The following is an 18,824-nucleotide window of genomic DNA, read 5'->3' as shown; positions in this document are numbered from 1 at the left end:
ATTTCATGAACAAGGTCTACCCTGACGCCAAATCCGCCCTCGAGGGTCTCCTCAAGGACGGCATCATGATCATGTCCGGCGGCTTCGGCCTCTGCGGCATCGCCGAAACCCTCTCGGACGCCATCCGCGATTCCGGCGTGAAGAACCTCACGGTGGTTTCCAACAATGCCGGCGTCGACGGCATCGGCCTCAGCCGGCTGCTCGAGACCCGGCAGATCAAGAAGATGATCTCGTCTTACGTCGGCGAGAACAAGCTGTTCGCGCAGCAGTACCTCGCGGGCGAGTTGGAACTTGAATTCAATCCGCAGGGCACGCTTGCCGAGCGCATCCGCGCCGGTGGCGCCGGGATCCCGGCCTTTTACACCAAGACCGGCGTCGGCACGCTGATCGCCGAGGGCAAGGAAGTGAAGGAATTCGACGGCCACAAATATCTGATGGAGCGCGGCCTGTTCGCAGATCTCGCCATCGTCCATGCCTGGAAGGGCGACACCGCCGGGAACCTCGTCTATCGCAAGACCGCGCGCAATTTTAATCCGATGATGGCGACCGCCGCGAAGGTCACCGTCGCCGAGGTCGAGCATCTGGTCCCGGCCGGCGAGATCGATCCGGATCACGTCCACACGCCCGGTATTTTCGTGAAGCGCATCATTCAGGTCGGCAGTGATAAGAAGCGCATCGAGTTCCGCAATACCCGCCCCCGCCCGGCGGCCTGAACGGGAGAAAAACAAGATGGCCTGGACCCGCGAACAAATGGCCGCACGTGCGGCGAAAGAGCTCCGCGACGGCTACTACGTCAATCTCGGCATCGGCATTCCGACGCTGGTCTCGAACTACATCCCCGATGGCGTCGACGTCAGCCTGCAGAGCGAGAACGGCATGCTCGGCATGGGCCCGTTCCCCTATGAGGGCGAGGAAGACGCTGATCTCATCAACGCCGGCAAGCAGACGGTGACCGAGTTGCCGTCGACCAGCTATTTCTCCTCAGCCGACTCCTTCGGCATGGTCCGCGGCGGGCACATGGATCTCTCCATCCTCGGGGCTATGCAGGTGGCCCAGAACGGCGATCTCGCCAACTGGATGATTCCCGGCAAGATGGTGAAGGGCATGGGCGGTGCCATGGACCTCGTCGCCGGCGTCAAGCGCGTCGTGGTCGTGATGGAGCACTCGGCCAAGGACGGCCCCAAGCTGTTGAAGAATTGCACTTTGCCGCTGACCGGCGAGCGGGTGGTCGACATGGTCGTGACCGATCTCGCGGTCTTCACCATCGACAAGCACGGCGATGGCGGCATGGCCCTGATCGAACTCGCCGACGGCGTCACGCTCGACGAGGTCAAGTCCAAGACCGAAGCTGATTTTCGCGTCGCGCTGAAGAATACGTAAGCCATATTCCGGAGCTTCGGTTCTGATTGAATCAGAACCGAAGTTTTGGATTCTTGTTTTGACGCGTTCTCGTTACGCGAACCGGTGCTTCGCTCGAAGACGCTCTGCGACGGCCAAAGTTCGACGGCCGTTGCGCATCGTCGTCCCGGCGATTGTCCTACCCAGGACGAACTGCTGCAAGCGACGCCCGTGCAATGTTCCGGCAGCAATGACGCTAATGTCACGCGCTTGAGTGCTGGCACCGTCGCGGACCAACACGACTTGCTCCGCGACGGTGGCAACTCATGCGGCCCTATTCGTCGTCATCTTCGGATTCGATACGACGGTCAATCGTCTCTCGCATTGCGCGCCCGGTGACGAATGTCGCGAAAGCCATCCTCTTCTTCTGATCCTCGCTGAGCGTCTTGTAGAGCGGCGCCCAAGCATCTGCGAGCTTTTTGAGGTCTGCCGCACGTTGGGTCAGCCTGTCCGCTCGCTGTTGCATGAGTTCGACCGGATTCTTTTCGCGAAGAACTTCCGCCGGGTCACTATCGCGCAGTTCCGCTACCCGTTCCAACCGGGTTTGTCTGTTCTTCGCTCTCGCGCGTATCGCCTCCTCCACGGCCGGCCAGTATTTTTCCTGCTCGGGCGTCAGCTGCAAGGCGGCCTTGGTCATGCCGATGCGCGCATCCGTCAAGGCGTTCAGGTCGGCTCCCGTAACAGGATGCCGCATTCCTACAGTGGAAGACGTCTCTGCTGCGTACGCAAACGGCGATGCCACTAGGAGAGCTGCAGTCGTTACAACGGCTACTTTCTTGATCATCATCGCGAACTCCTGGGTCTCGTGTCCTTCGCCCCTGAGCAGAAGATCGCCAAGGGGCTCGCGGGGCCATGTTGATCCAAGTCAAGCAGGCTCTCACGCATCGGTGAGTTCCATGCTCTGTCGTGCAGATAAAAATAGGGATGCGATCATGACGCTCCTTGCAATCCCGCCACCGGTCCCGACGCTTACTCCGAGGCCGCGCGAGAGCTAAGATGGGAATCGAAAGCGAAGCTCGGTTATTTGAGGAGGCCGACATGAAACAAGGGCAGCCGATCCGGGACGCCAGTCACCTTTATGAAGTGGAGCGTCGCGTTCAGCATGCAGAGCGTCCCGGCTTTCGTATTATGGAATTGCAGCTCTCGCCGACGCAGAAGGTTCCGTGGCATTGCCACAGCAACATATCGGATACTTTTTACGTTCTCGAAGGCGACATGAGGCTGTTCTTGCAGGATCCGAAAGAGGAAGTGCATCTGAAGCCGGGCGAAGTCTTTGCAGTCAGGGCAGCTCGACCGCATCTGGTAACCAACGGTGGAACGAAGTCGCTCACGTTCTTGGTTCTACAAGGCGTCGGTGAATACGACTATGTTCCTCTGGCATCGGGTTAGCCACGCGCCGTCGCGTGTGTGCAAGATAAGGTTTGTGCAGCACCTAAAGCGCGATGAGATCTGGTTGAATCGTCATCGCGCTTAAGGTCTCGGGCGGCGTGATCGCATGGTCAAAAGGCGATGACAGCCCTGCGTGATTGTCCCCCCAAAATGAAAGGCCTCCGGGGCTATTGGGCACCGGAGGCATTCCGATCCGCCGGGTAGGTCTGCCGCTTCGGATCAAGCTCATGATGGCGCGCGTATCGAAGGGATGCAAGCGCGATGTGTGAGCGGTAATTTGATAGTAAGCGGTGCTGTTTCCGGTGGTTGGAGGTCGGGGTTGGGCCGAGGCGGTTTTGGACCGGGCCAAAGCCGCGGTTTTGCACCGCCCCGGAACGGGGGCATTCCAATTGGCACAGCGTCGCCTTACGACGCCTCCTTCAGCACCCCGGCTGCGGCCTCGTCGCCCTTCAGCTCCTCCAGACTTCGCGCGCGGGGCTCGATGCCGAGTGCCCAGACCGTGACGATCTGCACCACGAGCAGGCCGATCATCAGTGCCATCACGCCGGCGACGCCGCGGGCCTCGAACAGCATCACCACCAGGAACGGTGTGACGATGGTGGCGCCGCGGCCGAGGGTGTTGACAATGCCGGAGGCGCGCAGCCGCACCTCGGTCGGGAAAAGCTCGGGGATGTAGATGCCGAACAACAACGCCACCAGCACATAGATCGGCACCGTCAGCGCGAAGCCGACGGCCGGAAGCAGAACGGGATCGCTGATCATGGGATAGATGATGCCGAGCACGACGGTGATCAGCGACGCTCCGATGATGACGGGCTTGCGGCCCCAATGGTCGGCCGTGAGTGCTCCGATGGCGGAGCCGACCGGTGCGCCCAGCGCCATCAGCAGCGAATAGCCGAACGAGGTCGCAATCGACAGGCCCTGCTTGATGAAGAACACCGGCAGCCAGGTGACGAAACCGTACAGCAGCGTGTTGATGGTGATCAGGCACACCGCGCCCACGATCATGCGCGAGAGCAGCGGCGCCGTGAACAGCGTGCCGAGATCGCTCGACACGGGGACGGCTGTGGCAGCAGCGGGCGCCGGCAGCGGCTTGCCCTGTGCCGCCTCGCGCTCGATCGCCAGCAACAAGGCGTCAGCTTCCTCGGTGCGGCCTTTCGCTTCGAGCCAGCGCGGCGATTCCGGCAAGGACTTGCGCAGATACCAGACGATCAGCGCGCCGATGCCGCCGAGGATGAACATCGAGCGCCAGCCGAATTGCGGGATGATCAGGGTGGCCACCAGCAGCGAAATCGGCAGGCCCGTCACCACACAGACCGTGGTGAAGCCGGACCATCGCCCGCGGGTGCGCGCGGGCACGAACTCGGTGATGGTCGCATAGCCCACGACGTTCTCCGCGCCGAGCCCCACGCCCATCACAAAGCGGCAGGCGATCAGCACAGTCATGTTCGGCGCGAAAGCCGCGGCGAGTGACGCAAGCCCGAACAGCAGCAGATTGAACTGGTAGGTAAAGCGCCGGCCGTAGCGGTCGCCGAGAAAGCCAGTGCCGAACGAGCCGAGCATCATCCCGACGAAGGTCGCCGAGATAAACGCGGCGTTCTGCGGCAATGTCGAGAAGCCGGTCTTGAGCACGACGCCGAGCACGGAGCCGGCGAGATAGATGTCAAAGCCGTCGAAGAACATGCCAATGCCGACCAAGAGCATGATGCGGCGATGGAATGGCCCGATCGGAAGCCGGTCCAGCCGGCTCCCTGAGTTGACCGTCGTCATGTGTTTCCTCCCCTGTAATGCATTTTTTTCTGTTGATCTCGCCCGGACGAACGCCCGCTAGTTCAGTCGCCGCTGCGTGGCCGTGTCGCGGTACCAGTCGAAGGGCTGGTCATGGGTCGCGACCATCACGCTCTTGACGTTGAAATGATCGTTGAAGCTCTCGGTGCCGAACTCGCGGCCGACGCCGGAAGCGTCAACGCCGCCCCAGGGCGAGGCGGGATCAAGACGATGATGGTCGTTGATCCAGACGATGCCGGCCTTGACGTGCGCGGCCACGCGATGCGCGCGCGCCACGTCGCGGGTGCGGATCGCCGCGGCAAGGCCAAATGGCGAGTCATTGGCAAGGCGCAGCGCATCTGCTTCGTCGGTGAAGCGCGTCACCGAGGTGAAGGGGCCGAACACCTCCTCCTGGAAGATGCGCATCTTGCTGGTCACATCCGCAAACACAGTCGGCTGGACGAAGTAGCCGTTCTCGTGTCCGGGGATATTCGCCGCATCGCCGCCGGCGACCAGCCGCGCGCCGTCCTCGCGGCCGAAGTTGCAATAGGACAGCACGCGATCGCGCTGCCTGGCCGAGATCACCGGCCCGAGCTGGGTTGCAGGATCGAAGGGATCGCCGAGACGGATGCTTTCGGTCTTTGCCTTCAGTTTCTCGACGAATTCATCATAGATCGACGCCTGCACCAGATGGCGTGAGGCGCAGACGCAGGTTTGCCCGGCGCCGATGAAGGCGCCGAAGGCGGCGTAATTGACGGCGCGATCGACGTCGAAATCGTCGAACACCATCACCGGCGTCTTGCCGCCGAGTTCGAGCGTCTGGTGCGCGAACACCTTGGCGGCGGCCGAGCCCGCGATGCGGCCGGCCTCGGTGCCGCCGGTGAGCACCAGCTTGTTGATGTCGGGATGCTCGGCGACCATCCGTCCCGCGCTGCGGCCAAGCCCGAGCACGATGTTGAACACGCCCGGCGGCAGGCCGGCGTCGGTAAAGATGCGCGCAAGCTTGAGCGTCGTCAGCGGCGTGTATTCGGATGGCTTCACCACGGTGACGCAGCCCGAGGCGAGCACTGCGGCGAGCGACTTGCAGAGGATCATCAGCGGATGATTGAACGGCGTGCAGTTGGCGACGACGCCGATCGGCGTGCGCAGAGTGTAGTTCAGATAGGAGCCTTCGACCGGGATCACCGCGTCGCGGCGTGCCAGTGCAAGACCGGCATTGTAGCGGAAGAAATCCGGCAGCCGCGACAGCTGCGCCCGAGTTTCATTGACCGGGCGGCCGTTGTTGAGCGTCTCCAGCCGATAGAGCTGATCGAGATTGGCCTCGAACGCATCCGCCAGCCGGTTGACGAGGCGGGCGCGCGCGCGGATGTCCATGCCGCCCCACTCCTTGCCCTCGAAGGCGGCGCGCGCGCTCTTCATCGCGCGATCGACGTCCTCTGCCGTCGAGTTCGGAATCTTCGCGATCACCTCGCCGGTTGCGGGATTGCGGACGTCGAGCAGTTCGCCATCGCCGGCCTCGACCTCGCGCCCGTCGACGAAATTGCCATGGATTTCCACGCTGGTCGTGGCTGGTCTTGCAGAGATATTCACGCCTCACTCCCTTCGACAATCACCGCGTTGCGCTTGAGCGCAGGCAACACGCGTTTTTCGGTCTGGCTGATGTGGTCCTTGATGATGCGCAACGCCGTGCGCCGGTCGCGCCGCTGCATGGCGTCGATCAGCGCGGCGTGCTCGGCGACAAGCTTTGCGGGGTTGTGCCCTTTCAGATTGGCGATGCTGACCCGCACCAGGCGGTCGGCCTGCTCGATCAAATCGCGCAGCGCGGTCGCCATGCGGCGATTGCCCGATGCATTCGCCAGCGCCGTGTGGAAGGCGCGGTTGTAGGCGATGAAGGCCTCATGATCGCCGGAGAAGCTGCGGAACTGGTCCAGCCGTTTCAAGGCGGCGTCAGCGGCGTTCTCGATCGCTTCCGCAACACAGGCCGGCTCCAGGGCGGCACGAAAGCGCAGCAGATCGCGCGCGTCAGACAGCGAGATCGGATTGACCCGGTAACCCTGCCGCGGCTGCACCGTGACGAGATGCTCGCGCGCCAGCCGCGCCAAAGCTTCGCGCACCGGCTGGCGGCTCACGGCATAGCGCACGGCGAGCTCCTGCTCTCGCATATCATCGCCAGGCGCCAGGCGGCAGCTCAGGATATCAGAACGCAGGCTTTCATAGACATTTTCCCGCAAAAGCATGGAAGTCTCTCGTGTCCAGAGGTGTTATATTCGCATTCGTGAAATATCACGTCAAGAGAGATAGCTTGAAATCGCTGCATTTTTCTCTATCAATCATCCGCGAGCGCCGCTTTGCGCGGCGCAGGTGAGGATTTTTGTGAGGGAACAGGCATGGACCGGCTTTTCGTCGACGGCAGCGTCAACGCTGCGGAGCAGGGGGCGGGGACGCCGCTGTTCCTGTTCCACTCGCTGTTGTCCGACCGCGCCAGCTTCGATGCGGTTGTGCCCGAGCTTGCGGGGTCGTTTCGCGTCATCGTGCCCGAACTGCCCGGCTTCGGCCGCTCGCGGGCTGTTGCCGGCGGCCTTGATGCAGTCGCCGACCGCATGGCCGATCTCGTCCGCGAGGCGGCGCCTGTTGGCGAGGCGATCGTGCTCGGCAATGGCTATGGCGGTTTCGTCGCGCTGCAGATGGCGATCCGTCATCCCGCGCTCGCCGCCCGGCTGATCCTGGCCGATAGCGGTGCCGCCTTCTCCGAGCCAGGTCGACAGGCTTTCCGCAACATGGCGACAGCGGCAAGAGAGAAGGGCCTTGCCGCAATCACCGATGTCGCCATGCGCCGGCTGTTCGCGCCGGAGTTCCAGGCCGCGCATCCCATGCTGATGCAGGATCGCCGCGAGGCCTTCCTGCGCACCGACGTCGGCGTGTTCGGTGCTGCCTGCGAGGCGCTGGCCAGCCTCGATCTGCGCGGTGAGGTTTCAGGCGTGAAGGTGCCCGTGCTGGTCATGGTCGGCGAGCATGACGAAGCGACACCGCCGCCGATGTCGCACGAGCTTGCAGCGCTGCTGCCGGAGGCGAGGCTGCACATCATCCCGGGCTGCGCCCATGTCCCGCAACTGCAATCGCCGAAGCTTTTCCTGGAGGCGATTGCCGATTTCCTGCCGGCCGCCGTCGCACGCTGAGGCGGCCTATCCGCGCAAAAAAAATGTCTTGCCGAACCGCTCGGCAATTCTGGCCGCGAACGACGGCTCATCCCGTACCAGCCGGAAGCCGAGATTGTCGGGTGGCGTGCCGGCCGCGCAGCCGCCGGCACGGGCGTCGCGGATGAAATCGGTGACATAGGCTCGATGCGCGCCCTCGGCGATGCGGACGCCGCAATTCGCATTGGTCTTCGCAACTGCGCCCGAAGCACCGAGCACGCTGCGCGTAAAGCAGGTCGCGGTCCATTCCCAGACATTGCCGGAGAGATCGGAGAGGCCGTTCTCGTTGATGCCAAAGGTGCCGAACGACCGCGTCGCCGTATCGGCGTCGCGCACCGCTTCGCGGTCATATCTGGCGATCCAGCGCTGCGCGGGATTGGCGGCGTCAACCGTCACGCCGTCATCGAGGAATCTGCTGCGTGCCGCCAACGCCCATTCCTGATCGGTAGGTAAGCGATAACGGCCGCCCGTCTTGCGCGACAGCCACGCCGCATAGGCGCTGGCGTCGTGCCAGTTCACCTGGACCGCCGGACGTTCCGGGGAGATGACGACGTCATGGGCGAGGGCGTGGCAGACGCCATCATCGACACAGGCCTGGTAGTCGGCGGACGAGACCTGGTGCTGCATGATCGACAGCGGCCCGGAGACGTGAATGGAGAGAAGCGGAGCCTCCACGACCTTTCCGTCCCGCGTGAACTCGCCGGCGGCGCGATAGGACAGGGCGCCCGGTGCCAGCTCGACCATAGCGGGTCTAAGCGCGGCGGCGTTGTGCATGGCGTGGTCGGAGACCAGCGGCGCGACGGCAAACGGGCAAGCAAGGCCCGCGACACAGGCCAGCGCCAGTTTCAGCTTGAATGCGATCAGCATGGTGGCCTCGAAAGCGAAAGGGGCGATCGGAGACCGCCCCTTGTTGGCTAGTTGCTTTCCGAGGGCGGGATCTCGGCCGGCGCCTTCACCTGGGTCATCAGGTCGTCGTTCCACTTGCCTTCGACCTTGAAGTGGGCGGTGGCGCCGAGATCGGCGGCCTCGATCAGATTATGCGTGACATAGGCGTAGATGCCGGGCTGCAGGAACTTGTACATCGCAGCGCCCGCCGAGCCACCGCGGATGAACCAGGTCTCGAGCCCGGTCTCCGGCGGATTACTGAACTTGCCGGTCTCCCAGACATAGTCGCCATGGCCGCCGATCAGATGCGGACGGCTGTTGCGATTGGCCTCTGAGTGGATGATCAGCACGTTCTCGCCGACCTTGGCGGTCAGGGCGTTCTTGCCCGTGAGCGCGCCGACCTTGCCGTTGAAGACGACATGGGTCGGGGTCAACTTGCGCATCACCTCCTCGGTGTCGCTATAAGCCTCGCCGGGCGAGTCGTAGGACTTGAAATTGCCCTTCTCGTCGCTCGGCACGTAGAGGTCCTGCTCGCCGATGTAGTAGACGCGGTCGTATCTCAAGGCATGGCCGTGCCCGTCATTGAGTCCGTCGCGCGGCAGCACCATCACTGCGCCGTTCATGCCGGAAACAACGTGCCAGGGAATCATCGGGCCCCCGGGGGCGCAGTGATAGACAAAGACGCCGGTGCGGGTCGCCTTCCAGCGCAGCACCACCTGCTCGCCGGGATTGATCAGGGTCAGCGCGGCGCCGCCGAGCGCGCCGGTTGCGGAATGGAAGTCGATATTGTGCGGCATGGTGTTGGTCGCGGGATTGACCAGCGTGACCTCGACATAATCGCCCTCGTGCACCACCATCAGCGGTCCCGGCATCGAGCCGTTGAAGGTCATGGCCTGGAAGGTGGTGCCCTTCTCGTCGATCACCACCTTTTTCTCCTGGATCACGAGCCGGAACTCAATGATCCCAGGACCTTCCTTGGTCGCCTGCTCATGGGGATGCACGAAGGGCGGCGCGACCAGGTCAACCTTCTGGCGCGGCAAATTCAGTTCTGCGGCAAGCGCAGGCGTTGCCAGCGCGAGGATTGCGGCCGCGGCGCTCATCAAGGCTGCTCTGCGGGTGAACATGGGAAGCGTCCTTTGGTTGTCTGAACGCCGCCATCATGTACCGATCGCCGCAACCCAATTTGTTCCGCGACAATGTTCTGCTGCTTTGCACTTGCGCTATGACGGGGCTCAATCAAAAAAAACGTCAAGTGCGCTCGCGCCGCCCTCGTGCGGAATATTTTCCTCGAATTCGCAGCAAAGAGCTTGCGGAATTCAACAGCCCATGCGCAGCCTCCTATTTTGGTGAAGCATCCGCGCCGGAAATCAGATATGTTTGATGATGCGTGCTCAAACCTTGCAGGGAACATGTGGTGCTTTCGGACTTCGTTCTTGAAATCTGCCCCGACTTTGAGTGAGCGCAAGGTCACTTTCTCAGTTTGAGTCATGGTTCGGTTTGGCAGGCTCGCGTCTGCCGGTAGCTCGATTCGGAATCGCAGGTTCGAAATGAAAGCAGATCTGGCGGTGTGCTACGGGCAGGAGCGGCTGCCGAGATATACGAGCTACCCGACGGCGCCCAACTTCTCCGATACGATCGGGCCTGATACCTATGCCCAATGGCTCAGGGCGATGCCGCAGCACGCCACCGCCTCGCTCTATCTGCACGTGCCGTTCTGCCGCACGATGTGCTGGTATTGCGGCTGCCACACCACGGTCGCCAAGCGCGATGAGCCGATCGCTGTCTATGAAGCCGCGCTCCGCTGCGAGATCGAGCTGATCTCGCGGCAGATCGAGCGGCGCATGAAGGTCGATCATGTGCATTTCGGCGGCGGTACGCCGACCATCATGGCGCCGGAATCCTTTACCGAGCTGATCGGGGCAATCCGGCAGTCCTTCTTCGTGCTGCCGTCGGCCGAGATCGCCATCGAGATCGACCCGCGCTCGCTCTCATCGCGCATGATCGACGCGCTGGCGCTTGGCGGCGTCAACCGGGCGAGCCTCGGCGTGCAGAGCTTCGATCCCGTGGTGCAATATGCCATCAACCGGGTGCAGAGCTTCGAGGAGACCGCGACCGCGGCCGACAATTTGCGGCGCGCGGGCGTCCGTGCGCTCAATTTCGATCTGATCTACGGCCTGCCGCACCAGACCATCGCCTCCTGCCTGGATACGGTTCGGCGCTGCATCGAGCTTCGCCCCGAGCGGTTCGCCGTGTTCGGCTACGCCCACGTCCCGAGCTTCAAGAAATATCAGCGCAAGATCGACGAGAGCCGGCTGCCCGACAGCGTCGAACGTTACGACCAGGCTTGCGCGATTGCCAATGCGCTGAAGGAAGCGGGCTACATCCAGATCGGGCTCGATCACTTTGCGCTGCCGTCCGACAAGATGGCCATCGCGTACAGGGAAGGGCGACTGCACCGCAACTTCCAGGGCTATACCACCGACGAAAGCACGGTGCTGCTTGGCTTCGGCGCCAGCGCCATCGGGCACCTGCCGCAGGGCTATGTGCAGAACGAGGTTCCGATCGGCGCCTATTCGGACGCCATCGCCACCGGCCGCCTCGCCACCGCCAAGGGCTATGCCATGACGGAGGACGATGTTCTGCGCAGCGAGATCATCGAGCGCATCATGTGCGACTTCGGGGTCGATATCGACGCGGTCTGCGCGCGCCATGGCAAAGGTGCGGACGCCATGCTGAGATCGGCGCCGCGCCTGGAGCAGCTCGTCTCCGACGGCGTCGTCGAACTCGAGGGGAGCTCGCTCAAGGTCGCTGACAAGTCGCGCTTCCTGGTGCGCAGCGTCGCCGCCGCCTTCGATGCGCATCTGGACCAGTCGCAGCGGCTGCACAGCCGGGCTGTGTAGCCCGCGAACCTCGCCCAAGCTTGCGCAGCGACAAACACGGGTTGCTGCGCCGGCGTTACCGTTCCAGTCAGAACGGAGACGCCCATGTCCTTCTCACTGCATGATCTGGTCGACGATGTGATGCGCGGCGCACCCGATACGATCCGCGTGTTCCTCCAGCACAAGATGGGCTGCGTCGGCTGCCCGATCGCAACCTTCCACACCGTCGAGGACGCCTGCCGCGAGCACGGCATCGACTGTGATGCTTTTCTGCGGACGCTGCACGCCTGCAGCTGACTAAAGCATGATCCGGAAAAGTGTGTAGCGGTTTTCCGAAAAGATCATGCTCAATCAAAGGCGCGATGACGATTCAACCAAATCTCATCGCGCTTTAGCGCGTGGAGTTGTCGCCAGGCGTTTGCTCGGCAAGAACGAAAATCTTATGCGGTTCGCGCAGCACGATGCGCTGCCGGCCGCTCTCGACCAGGCCCTGCTGCTCCCATCCGGACAGGATGCGGCTCACGGTATGCAGGGTAGTGCCGGTCATCTGCGCAATGTCCTGTCGGCTGATCGGAAAATCGATCTCGACGCCGTGATCGAGCTTGCGCCCCGATTGCTTGGCTAGCCGCAGCAAGGCGTGCGCGACGCGCTGCTCGACCTGCTGGGTCGACATCTCGACGACGCGGGTGTGGCTTTCCTGCAGGCGGCTGCCGACGGTTTGCAGAGTGTTGGTGGCAAGCTGGGGAAAGCGGGCGACCAGCCGCGGCCAGGCGGTCGCGGGCCAGACCAGCACAACGCTCTCGTCGACAGCGGTCGCGGTGGCCGGATAATGCGGCAGCCCGATCGCCGGCGCCACGCCAAATATCTCGCCGGGCGCAACGTAGCGAACCACGATCTGCTCGCCCGAAGGCGTGGTCTTGCTGGCGCGGACATGGCCATGCAGCAGCAGGAAGAAGGAGGTCGCATCCGTACCCTGCTCGAACACGGCGCTGCTTTTTGCAAAGCGGCTGGAGCGGGCCTCGCGCAGCACCTCGGCGAGGTCCGCGGCCGTCAGTCCCGCAAACAGCGGCAAATGCGCAACCATCGAATTGTCGACTGTGGCCATGTCCTCCCTCCGCAGCTCAGGGCTTGGCGCGACTGGATCGCAACTTCCGCCGGGGAGTTTGTCCCGGCACAATAATGCCTGTCCCCTGTTGTGCCCAAATGTGGCCGAAAGCGTTTGAGGCGGATCAAGTTTGGGAGCACGGATCAAAATGGCGGTTCCTCGTTATCGCGATTATCAGGGCTGGTCGGTGTTTTCCGCCGGCTTTCGGCCCTTCTTCCTGGCTGGCGCGATCCAGGCGGGGGTGGCGATCCTGGTCTGGCTCCCGGTTTTCTACGGCGAACTGCGCCTGACCTCGGCCTTTGCCCCGCGTGACTGGCATGTGCATGAGATGCTCTACGGCTATCTGCCTGCCGTCATCACCGGCTTCCTGTTCACGGCGATCCCGAACTGGACCGGCCGGCTGCCGATCCAGGGCACGCCGCTGGTCGCGCTTGTCGCGGTTTGGCTTGCCGGGCGTATCGCGGTGACGTTTTCGGCCGACGCGACCTGGTGGCTCGCCATGCTGGTCGATGCGAGCTTCCTGCTGCTGGTCGCAGCGGCAGCCGCAAGGGAAATTGTCGCAGGGAAGAACTGGCGGAATCTGGCCGTTGTCGCGCTGGTGCTCGTGGTATTCGCCGGCAATGTCACCTTTCACCTTGAGGCGCATTTCGCAGGCAGCGCCGATTATGCGATCCGCATCGGCATTGCCGTGGTGGTGCTTTTGATCTCGCTGATCGGCGGGCGCATCATTCCAAGCTTCACACGCAACTGGCTGGTGCGGCAGGAACCGGGCCGGTTGCCGGTGCCGTTCGGCCGCTTCGACAAGGCAACGATCGCAGGAAGCGCCGTTGCACTGCTCGCCTGGATCTTCGCCCCGGATCAACAGGTCACCGGCGGCTTGCTTGGGCTTGCCGGCCTGCTGCAGCTTGCGCGGCTATCGCGCTGGGCGGGTGAGCGGACCTTTCGCGAGCGGCTGCTTCTGGTGCTCCATGTCGGCTACGCTTTTGTGCCGCTCGGCTTGCTGCTCAATGCCGCGGCCGCCTTCGACCTCGTGCCGGCGAGCGCAGGCATCCATGCCTGGATGGCGGGCGCGGCTGGCGTCATGACGCTCGCGGTGATGACGCGCGCGAGCCTCGGCCATACCGGCCAGGAGCTCACCGCTTCGGTTGGGACGCAGGCGATCTATCTCGCCATCATCGTCGCCGCCGTCGCGCGCATCTGTGCCGTGCTTCATCCCGCCAGCAGCGAAATTTTGCTCCATATCGCGGGCTTTGCCTGGATGGCGGCCTTTTTCGGCTTCGCACTGGCCTATGGGCCGCTGCTGCTCGGCAGCCGCCGTCGCGCCGCCGAGCGTAAGGCGGCCGCTTGAAAGTCTACGCCCGCGCCAGCGCGCGAGCGAACACGATCTCCACCAGCGTGCCAGAGCGGCCGCCGGTCTTGATGTGGAACTGGGCGCGATTGGCTTCGACCAGCGCCTTGGTCAGCGACAGGTTCAGCCCCGATTTCTCGTTCGCCTTGTCGGAGGGCGGTGGGGTGCGGAACGGCTCGAGTGCGGCGGCGACTTCATTGTCGTTGAGCCCGTGCCCGGTGTCGCGCACGCGCAGGACCACCTCGCCATAGTCCGACAGCGCGGTTGAGACGATCACCTGGCCGCCGGGATTGGCGAGATGGATCGAATTGCCGATCAGGTTCATGGTGATCTGGCGCAGCGAGCGCGCATCCGCCACCACGGGCGGCAACAGATGCGCAAGCGAGGTGCGGATGATGATGCGCTCGCGATTGGCCTGCGGCTGCATCACCGAGACGCAGCTCTCCACGAGCTCGTTGAGGTTCTGGCTTGTGAAGGCGAGGTCGAGCTTGCCGGTCTCGATCCGCGACAGCTCGGTGAGGTCGTTGATGATGGTGGTCACACGCTCGCCGGAGGCGCGGATGTCCTTCAGATATTCGGCATAGCGCTCATTGGCGAGCGGCCCGAACCGTTCGCCGATCATCACCTCGGCAAAGCCGATGATGGCGTTGAGCGGCGCCCGCACCTCGTGGCTGATGCGCGCCAGCATGTCGGCTTTCGCGGTCGCGGCACGCTCGGCGAGCTTGCGTGCCTCGCGCAATTCGCTGTCGCCCTTCCTGCTCTGCGACTGGTCGCGGAATACGGCAAAGAAATTCGGCCCGTCCGCGCGGGTCCGGCCCATGGTCATCGACAGCGGGATGATGCCGCCCTGGCTGACACGGCCGAGCACGTCGCGTCCGGCATCGAGCAGGCTCGATGCCCCGTCGTCCTTGATGCTTTCGAGATAATCCAGCACCACGCGATGGCTCTCCGGCGCAAACAGCTCGGTGAGATTGCGCTTGGTGAGCGCGTCGCTCGCGTAGCCGAACAGCGCCTCCGCGCTGCGGTTGCAGGCGTGGATGTTGCCGCTGGCATCGAACATCAGGATGCCTTCGGCCGTGGTGTCGAGAATGGCGGCGAGATCCTCGGCATTGGCTTGGCCTGCCGGCGGCGGCGGCGGGACCAGCACGGGTAGCGGCAGCGGCGCGACCGGCGCCGCAGCGGCTGTAGCGCTCGGCGCATGCGCAAACATCAACGCCAGCGCAGACTCGCCGTCCCAGGAAATCGTGAACAGCCGCGCTTCCGTCGGCGTCGCGTGCTCGGCGGCCGGCTGGCTTGCTGCAATGGTCACCGGCGTGCCGGCTTCCGAGGAGCTGCTGGAGGTAGAGGTGGACACGCCCGGCTCGACATAGAGTGCGTCGAGCCCGCCGGCCTGCTCCAGCGCGTGCAGGGACGGATAGCCCATGCGCTCGAGGAACGCTGGATTGGCATAGAGCATGCGGTCCAGCCGATAGATCAGGACCCCGGTCGGCAACAGATCGAGCAGCATGCGGTCGCGCCCGCTGTCACCGCGCGCCGGCGGCTCGGGCAGCATCAGCCATTCCGGTTGGCTTGCCGGTTGGCTTGCCGGCTGGCCTGCCGGCTGATTTGGCGTCGGCGTCTTCGGCTCGTGGACAGGCTGAGGTGCCTCCGCGACGGCCGGCTCGGCCATCGCGGGCGCTGCGCCCGCAACCGCAGGTTCGGCCGGGCCGTCGCGCTCCAGCCGCGCCGACAACTGGCGGGCAAGCTCGTTGAAAGCGTTGTTCTCACCGGCCGTCAGGCCAGGCGCTTTCGGTTCGCTTCCCAATGGGCGGAACGGCACGACATTTGGCGGCGTTTCCGCAGGCGGCGGCGTGTCCACTGTTGCTTCCAGATCGGTTGGGGTTGAAGTCTCGACGCCTGAAGCGGCGGATTCGCCCGGCGGGCCCGGTATCACATCGGGCTCGACTGGCGGAACTTGGGCGGGAGCGTGCTCTGAATCGGCCGGAACGATGTCAACGGCCGGCGCTGGCGCGACCTGTGCCGGCTGTGTCAGCCGCGCACTGCGGAAGGCCGCAAGCTGCGCCAGTGCGTCGAGTTCGCGGCAGACGCCAAAGCCGCGGAAGCCGTCAAAGCGTTGCGTGCGGTCGTAGACCGGAAGCCCCGCGAGTTCGACCGCGAGGCTGCCGCCATCCTCGACCGGCCAATTCAGGGTGATGCCGCTCCAGGTGTCGTGGGTCGCAAAGGCCTTCATGACCTGCGCCTCGGGGTCGAGCCCGAGCGCGGCAGCAATCGCGCCCCAGCTGCGGCCAAGACGCGCAGCCGTAGGCCTGCCCGCGAGCGCGATGAACTCCTCCGACATGACGGTGAAGCGAGACTTCTCATCCATGGCCCAGACAAAGCGCAGCGGCTGCTGGCGCGGCTCGGACACGGGGACATCGCGCCACGCTGCGACGGACGGCGGCGCGGCCGGAGCCTCATCGGGTTCATCGGGTGCAGTCGCGTCAGGCGGGACCGCCGGTTCGTCGGCAATCGCCTCGACATAGGACGAGGGCTCGGCGTCCGTTGTCGGCGTCTCCGGGGCAGGCCGGGGCTGTGCCGCTTCGGCCTGCGCGGTTTGTTCCGGCGACTGCTCGGTGAACGCGTCGAACAGGGCAAATTCGGCCGGCGCTTCGCCCGACAACGCCGGTTGCTCGTAAGCCGGCGGTGCCTCGACCTGCAATTCCGCAATATCCTCCGGCGGCTCCGGCGCCACGGGGGGGGTGATCAGCGCCACCAGGGCGGTGTCGGCCCCGCTGCCGATCCGCTGCAGCACCATGTTGCCGATCTCCGTCGGCGTCTCGACGCGGCCCGCATGCAGCGCCGCATGTCGCGCTTCGTCGAGCCCGGCCTCGGCCAGCGAGCCAAAGCTCAACAGCGGCCGCGCGGCATCGCTCGCGGCCGAAAGCGTACCGTCGCGCGAAAACACCGCGACCGGCGCCGCGATGCTCGCGACCAGCCGCTGCAGCCGCTCGAGCTGCGGCATATTGGATTTCGTACTCTCGACCGGCGCGATCAGGACGCCGTGACTGCCATCGAAGAAAGCAAGCCGCGCGCAGGCGCAGGTCGCTAGCATGCCGGGGCGTGCGCCGAAGCCGCGCAGCCGCTCCAGCCGGGTCGCGGCGTTCGGCGGCAGGCGGGTGGCGAGATGCGCGATCTGCCGGCGATGCGGATCGGCCGGCCCGAAGGTTCTGTTCGCAAGCTCGGCGCCGGTAGCCGCGCCGAACAGCTCTGCGCCGACCGGATTGGCCCACAGAATGCGGCTGCCATCGGTCGACCATAGCCATGCCGGCAGTGCGGTCGTTGCATGCACCGCCAGCCGCGGATCGCTGACGCCGTGCAACTGGAATTCCATCATGTTCATGGTTGGCGACTAGAACCGGCTGACTTGCTGTGGGGCCTCGACTGGCGGCGGGAGCAGATCCGGTTGCCAGTATGATAGCCTTAACACAAGGTTAGTATCGCAAGGCAGGAAAGTCAGGTCCACGGTCTGCCGTTTCCGCGGCGCCGCGAAAGCCGCGATAACCTTAATTCGTTCGGACGCATCGAACTTGCGCGGTCATCAGCCGTTGCAACTGGCGATCAAAAGTCCACGATCCGAATGTGTGGACCGATTTGAGTCATAGCGGCGAAGTCCTTCGGGGCTACAATCCGGGCTGTTGCCGCAACGGGGCGGGCACAGCGGGCGCAAGCCCGTCAGCAGGCAAACGACCTGCAAAAAATATCAGCATAGAGTCAGCATAGAGAGAGAGGGATCATGGCCGAGAACATGCATGATCGATTTGAAGTCCCCAAGGAGATGCGGTCCATGGCGGAGGCAAGTGTCGAGCAGACGCGCAAGACCTTCGAGCGTTTCCTGGAAGGTGCAGAGGCAGCCGCCGGCACGCTGGAGGAGCGCGGCGCCACCGTCACGGCCGGCGCCCGGGACATCGGCGCCAAGGCGATCGCCTATGCCGAAAAGAACGTGCAGGCCTCCCTCGACTATGCGCAGTCGCTGTTGCATGCCAAGGACCTCGCCGAGGTGATGCGGTTGCACAGCGAGTTTGTTCAGACCCAGATGCGCAACCTCGCCGAGCAGGCCAACGAGATGGGCCAGATGGTGAGCCGCGCGGCCATGGATGCCGCAAAGCCAAAAAATTAGTTGGCCTTTCGGTGGGTGTTCCGCGACGAGCCAAAAAAGCTCAGCATTTACAGGGGCGCAGCGCACGCGCGCCGAGCCCCTGTCTATGTCGGTGCACTTTGAATTGCATTGCAATGCACAAAATTGCCACTATACGTAGGTTTATTCCGCACGCCCGATTGAGGGATCTCCGCCGCGTGATCCAATTCGACCTGTCCGGTATCTTGGCTGCCGGGCTTGCGTAGAGGGTCTCGCTTCATCTCTGCCCGAAGGAAGCATGCCGATGACCAATCCTGCCGATCCGTTCTCTGCCTCCTCTGTGATTCCCTTTGAAGTGCCTGAGCAAGTGCGTGCGTTCGCCGAAAAAGGCGTTTCGCAGGCGCGCGACAACTATGCCAAGTTCAAGGACGCCGCCGAAAACCACAACTCGACCATCGAGGCGGTCTTCACCAGCGCGAACAAGGGCGCGAGCGCCTATACCGCCAAGGTGATGGAGTTCGTGAAGGCCAACACCACGGCCAATCTGGACTTTGCCCAGGAGCTGTTGAGTGTGAAGTCGCCCGCCGAGGCGCTGGAGCTGTGCACTGCCCATAGCCGCAAGTCGTTTGAGACCCTCCAGGCCCAGGCCAAGGAGCTCGCCGAGTTGTCGCAGAAAGTCGCAGCCGAGACCGTCGAGCCGATCAAGGCCAACGCTGCCAAGTACTACAAGCCCGCCGCTGCTTGA

At 63.9% G+C, this 18,824-nt stretch carries 17 protein-coding genes; 9 read left to right on the top strand and 8 right to left on the bottom strand.

The window, feature by feature from the left end; all coding sequences use genetic code 11:
• Nucleotides 1-5 precede the first annotated feature (5 nt).
• A complete protein-coding gene (locus A3AI_RS0129290; RefSeq protein WP_024518987.1) occupies nucleotides 6-713 on the top strand; it encodes a CoA transferase subunit A in 708 nt (235 codons plus the stop codon).
• A 16-nt stretch (nucleotides 714-729) separates the two neighbouring features.
• Nucleotides 730-1,380: a CoA transferase subunit B gene (locus A3AI_RS0129285; RefSeq protein WP_024518986.1), complete on the top strand. Its 651-nt coding sequence runs from the start codon at nucleotides 730-732 to the stop codon at nucleotides 1,378-1,380.
• 292 nt (nucleotides 1,381-1,672) lie between these two features.
• Here A3AI_RS0129285 and A3AI_RS0129280 read toward each other — a convergent pair whose 3' ends face one another.
• Nucleotides 1,673-2,185 carry a Spy/CpxP family protein refolding chaperone gene (locus A3AI_RS0129280; protein WP_245286974.1) on the bottom strand — a complete coding sequence of 171 codons (513 nt, stop codon included), beginning with the start codon at nucleotides 2,183-2,185 and terminating at the stop codon, nucleotides 1,673-1,675.
• A gap of 209 nt (nucleotides 2,186-2,394) precedes the next feature.
• Between A3AI_RS0129280 and A3AI_RS0129275 the strand changes: the two genes are divergently transcribed.
• Entirely contained in the window at nucleotides 2,395-2,787 is a 393-nt protein-coding gene (locus A3AI_RS0129275; RefSeq protein WP_024518984.1) for a cupin domain-containing protein, read from the top strand.
• Between the two features lie 405 nt (nucleotides 2,788-3,192).
• Here A3AI_RS0129275 and A3AI_RS0129265 read toward each other — a convergent pair whose 3' ends face one another.
• Genes A3AI_RS0129265 through A3AI_RS0129255 form a run of 3 tightly spaced genes read right to left on the bottom strand, consistent with a single transcriptional unit; the run spans nucleotide 3,193 to nucleotide 6,791 of the window.
• The gene (locus A3AI_RS0129265) at nucleotides 3,193-4,557 is read right to left on the bottom strand and encodes an MFS transporter (protein ID WP_024518983.1); all 1,365 of its coding nucleotides are present in this window, start codon (nucleotides 4,555-4,557) and stop codon (nucleotides 3,193-3,195) included.
• A 57-nt stretch (nucleotides 4,558-4,614) separates the two neighbouring features.
• On the bottom strand, nucleotides 4,615-6,144 hold the full coding sequence (locus A3AI_RS0129260) for an aldehyde dehydrogenase (RefSeq protein ID WP_024518982.1): 1,530 nt from the start codon (nucleotides 6,142-6,144) through the stop codon (nucleotides 4,615-4,617).
• Nucleotides 6,141-6,791: a GntR family transcriptional regulator gene (locus A3AI_RS0129255; protein ID WP_024518981.1), complete on the bottom strand. Its 651-nt coding sequence runs from the start codon at nucleotides 6,789-6,791 to the stop codon at nucleotides 6,141-6,143. The genes A3AI_RS0129260 and A3AI_RS0129255 overlap by 4 nt, the downstream gene beginning before the upstream one ends.
• 150 nt (nucleotides 6,792-6,941) lie before the next feature.
• Between A3AI_RS0129255 and A3AI_RS0129250 the strand changes: the two genes are divergently transcribed.
• A complete protein-coding gene (locus tag A3AI_RS0129250; protein ID WP_024518980.1) occupies nucleotides 6,942-7,730 on the top strand; it encodes an alpha/beta fold hydrolase in 789 nt (262 codons plus the stop codon).
• A gap of 6 nt (nucleotides 7,731-7,736) precedes the next feature.
• Here the strand turns inward: A3AI_RS0129250 and A3AI_RS0129245 are convergent, their stop codons facing one another.
• Nucleotides 7,737-8,615, bottom strand: coding sequence for an SUMF1/EgtB/PvdO family nonheme iron enzyme (locus A3AI_RS0129245; protein ID WP_024518979.1), 879 nt, complete (start codon nucleotides 8,613-8,615; stop codon nucleotides 7,737-7,739).
• Between the two features lie 47 nt (nucleotides 8,616-8,662).
• A complete protein-coding gene (gene nirK / locus A3AI_RS0129240; RefSeq protein ID WP_024518978.1) occupies nucleotides 8,663-9,757 on the bottom strand; it encodes a copper-containing nitrite reductase in 1,095 nt (364 codons plus the stop codon).
• Nucleotides 9,758-10,180: 423 nt separating this feature from the next.
• On the opposite strand from nirK, the gene hemN reads away from it, so the two are divergent.
• Together hemN and A3AI_RS0129230 are read left to right on the top strand one after the other, a co-directional pair.
• Nucleotides 10,181-11,533, top strand: a complete 1,353-nt coding sequence (hemN, locus tag A3AI_RS0129235; protein ID WP_024518977.1) for an oxygen-independent coproporphyrinogen III oxidase — start codon at nucleotides 10,181-10,183, stop codon at nucleotides 11,531-11,533.
• Between the two features lie 84 nt (nucleotides 11,534-11,617).
• A complete protein-coding gene (locus tag A3AI_RS0129230; RefSeq protein ID WP_024518976.1) occupies nucleotides 11,618-11,809 on the top strand; it encodes a DUF1858 domain-containing protein in 192 nt (63 codons plus the stop codon).
• 94 nt (nucleotides 11,810-11,903) lie between these two features.
• Here the strand turns inward: A3AI_RS0129230 and A3AI_RS0129225 are convergent, their stop codons facing one another.
• Entirely contained in the window at nucleotides 11,904-12,617 is a 714-nt protein-coding gene (locus A3AI_RS0129225; protein ID WP_024518975.1) for a Crp/Fnr family transcriptional regulator, read from the bottom strand.
• A 148-nt stretch (nucleotides 12,618-12,765) separates the two neighbouring features.
• Here A3AI_RS0129225 and A3AI_RS0129220 point away from each other — a divergent pair, with 148 nt between their 5' ends.
• Entirely contained in the window at nucleotides 12,766-13,965 is a 1,200-nt protein-coding gene (locus A3AI_RS0129220) for an NnrS family protein (protein WP_024518974.1), read from the top strand.
• Nucleotides 13,966-13,969: 4 nt separating this feature from the next.
• On the opposite strand, the gene A3AI_RS0129215 is transcribed toward A3AI_RS0129220, so the two are convergent.
• Complete coding sequence (locus A3AI_RS0129215) at nucleotides 13,970-17,344, bottom strand: PAS domain-containing protein (protein WP_024518973.1); 3,375 nt, start codon at nucleotides 17,342-17,344, stop codon at nucleotides 13,970-13,972.
• 393 nt (nucleotides 17,345-17,737) lie between these two features.
• On the opposite strand from A3AI_RS0129215, the gene A3AI_RS0129210 reads away from it, so the two are divergent.
• The gene (locus A3AI_RS0129210; RefSeq protein ID WP_024518972.1) at nucleotides 17,738-18,121 is read left to right on the top strand and encodes a phasin; all 384 of its coding nucleotides are present in this window, start codon (nucleotides 17,738-17,740) and stop codon (nucleotides 18,119-18,121) included.
• A 262-nt stretch (nucleotides 18,122-18,383) separates the two neighbouring features.
• Nucleotides 18,384-18,824: a phasin gene (locus A3AI_RS0129200; RefSeq protein ID WP_024518971.1), complete on the top strand. Its 441-nt coding sequence runs from the start codon at nucleotides 18,384-18,386 to the stop codon at nucleotides 18,822-18,824.

It is taken from the genome of Bradyrhizobium sp. Tv2a-2 (assembly GCF_000472425.1).
Classification (GTDB): domain Bacteria; phylum Pseudomonadota; class Alphaproteobacteria; order Rhizobiales; family Xanthobacteraceae; genus Bradyrhizobium.
This window is presented reverse-complemented; position numbering and strand designations above follow the sequence as displayed.

Excerpts from the sequence above, each read along its gene's own strand:
- A3AI_RS0129290 (WP_024518987.1), top strand. The coding sequence starts at position 6 with ATGAACAAGGTCTACCCTGACGCCAAATCCGCCCTCGAGGGTCTCCTC.
- A3AI_RS0129285 (WP_024518986.1), top strand. The coding sequence starts at position 730 with ATGGCCTGGACCCGCGAACAAATGGCCGCACGTGCGGCGAAAGAGCTC.
- A3AI_RS0129280 (WP_245286974.1), bottom strand. The coding sequence starts at position 2,185 with ATGATGATCAAGAAAGTAGCCGTTGTAACGACTGCAGCTCTCCTAGTG.
- A3AI_RS0129275 (WP_024518984.1), top strand. The coding sequence starts at position 2,395 with ATGGGAATCGAAAGCGAAGCTCGGTTATTTGAGGAGGCCGACATGAAA.
- A3AI_RS0129265 (WP_024518983.1), bottom strand. The coding sequence starts at position 4,557 with ATGACGACGGTCAACTCAGGGAGCCGGCTGGACCGGCTTCCGATCGGG.
- A3AI_RS0129255 (WP_024518981.1), bottom strand. The coding sequence starts at position 6,791 with ATGCTTTTGCGGGAAAATGTCTATGAAAGCCTGCGTTCTGATATCCTG.
- A3AI_RS0129250 (WP_024518980.1), top strand. The coding sequence starts at position 6,942 with ATGGACCGGCTTTTCGTCGACGGCAGCGTCAACGCTGCGGAGCAGGGG.
- A3AI_RS0129245 (WP_024518979.1), bottom strand. The coding sequence starts at position 8,615 with ATGCTGATCGCATTCAAGCTGAAACTGGCGCTGGCCTGTGTCGCGGGC.
- nirK (WP_024518978.1), bottom strand. The coding sequence starts at position 9,757 with ATGTTCACCCGCAGAGCAGCCTTGATGAGCGCCGCGGCCGCAATCCTC.
- hemN (WP_024518977.1), top strand. The coding sequence starts at position 10,181 with ATGAAAGCAGATCTGGCGGTGTGCTACGGGCAGGAGCGGCTGCCGAGA.
- A3AI_RS0129230 (WP_024518976.1), top strand. The coding sequence starts at position 11,618 with ATGTCCTTCTCACTGCATGATCTGGTCGACGATGTGATGCGCGGCGCA.
- A3AI_RS0129225 (WP_024518975.1), bottom strand. The coding sequence starts at position 12,617 with ATGGCCACAGTCGACAATTCGATGGTTGCGCATTTGCCGCTGTTTGCG.
- A3AI_RS0129220 (WP_024518974.1), top strand. The coding sequence starts at position 12,766 with ATGGCGGTTCCTCGTTATCGCGATTATCAGGGCTGGTCGGTGTTTTCC.
- A3AI_RS0129215 (WP_024518973.1), bottom strand. The coding sequence starts at position 17,344 with ATGAACATGATGGAATTCCAGTTGCACGGCGTCAGCGATCCGCGGCTG.
- A3AI_RS0129210 (WP_024518972.1), top strand. The coding sequence starts at position 17,738 with ATGGCCGAGAACATGCATGATCGATTTGAAGTCCCCAAGGAGATGCGG.
- A3AI_RS0129200 (WP_024518971.1), top strand. The coding sequence starts at position 18,384 with ATGACCAATCCTGCCGATCCGTTCTCTGCCTCCTCTGTGATTCCCTTT.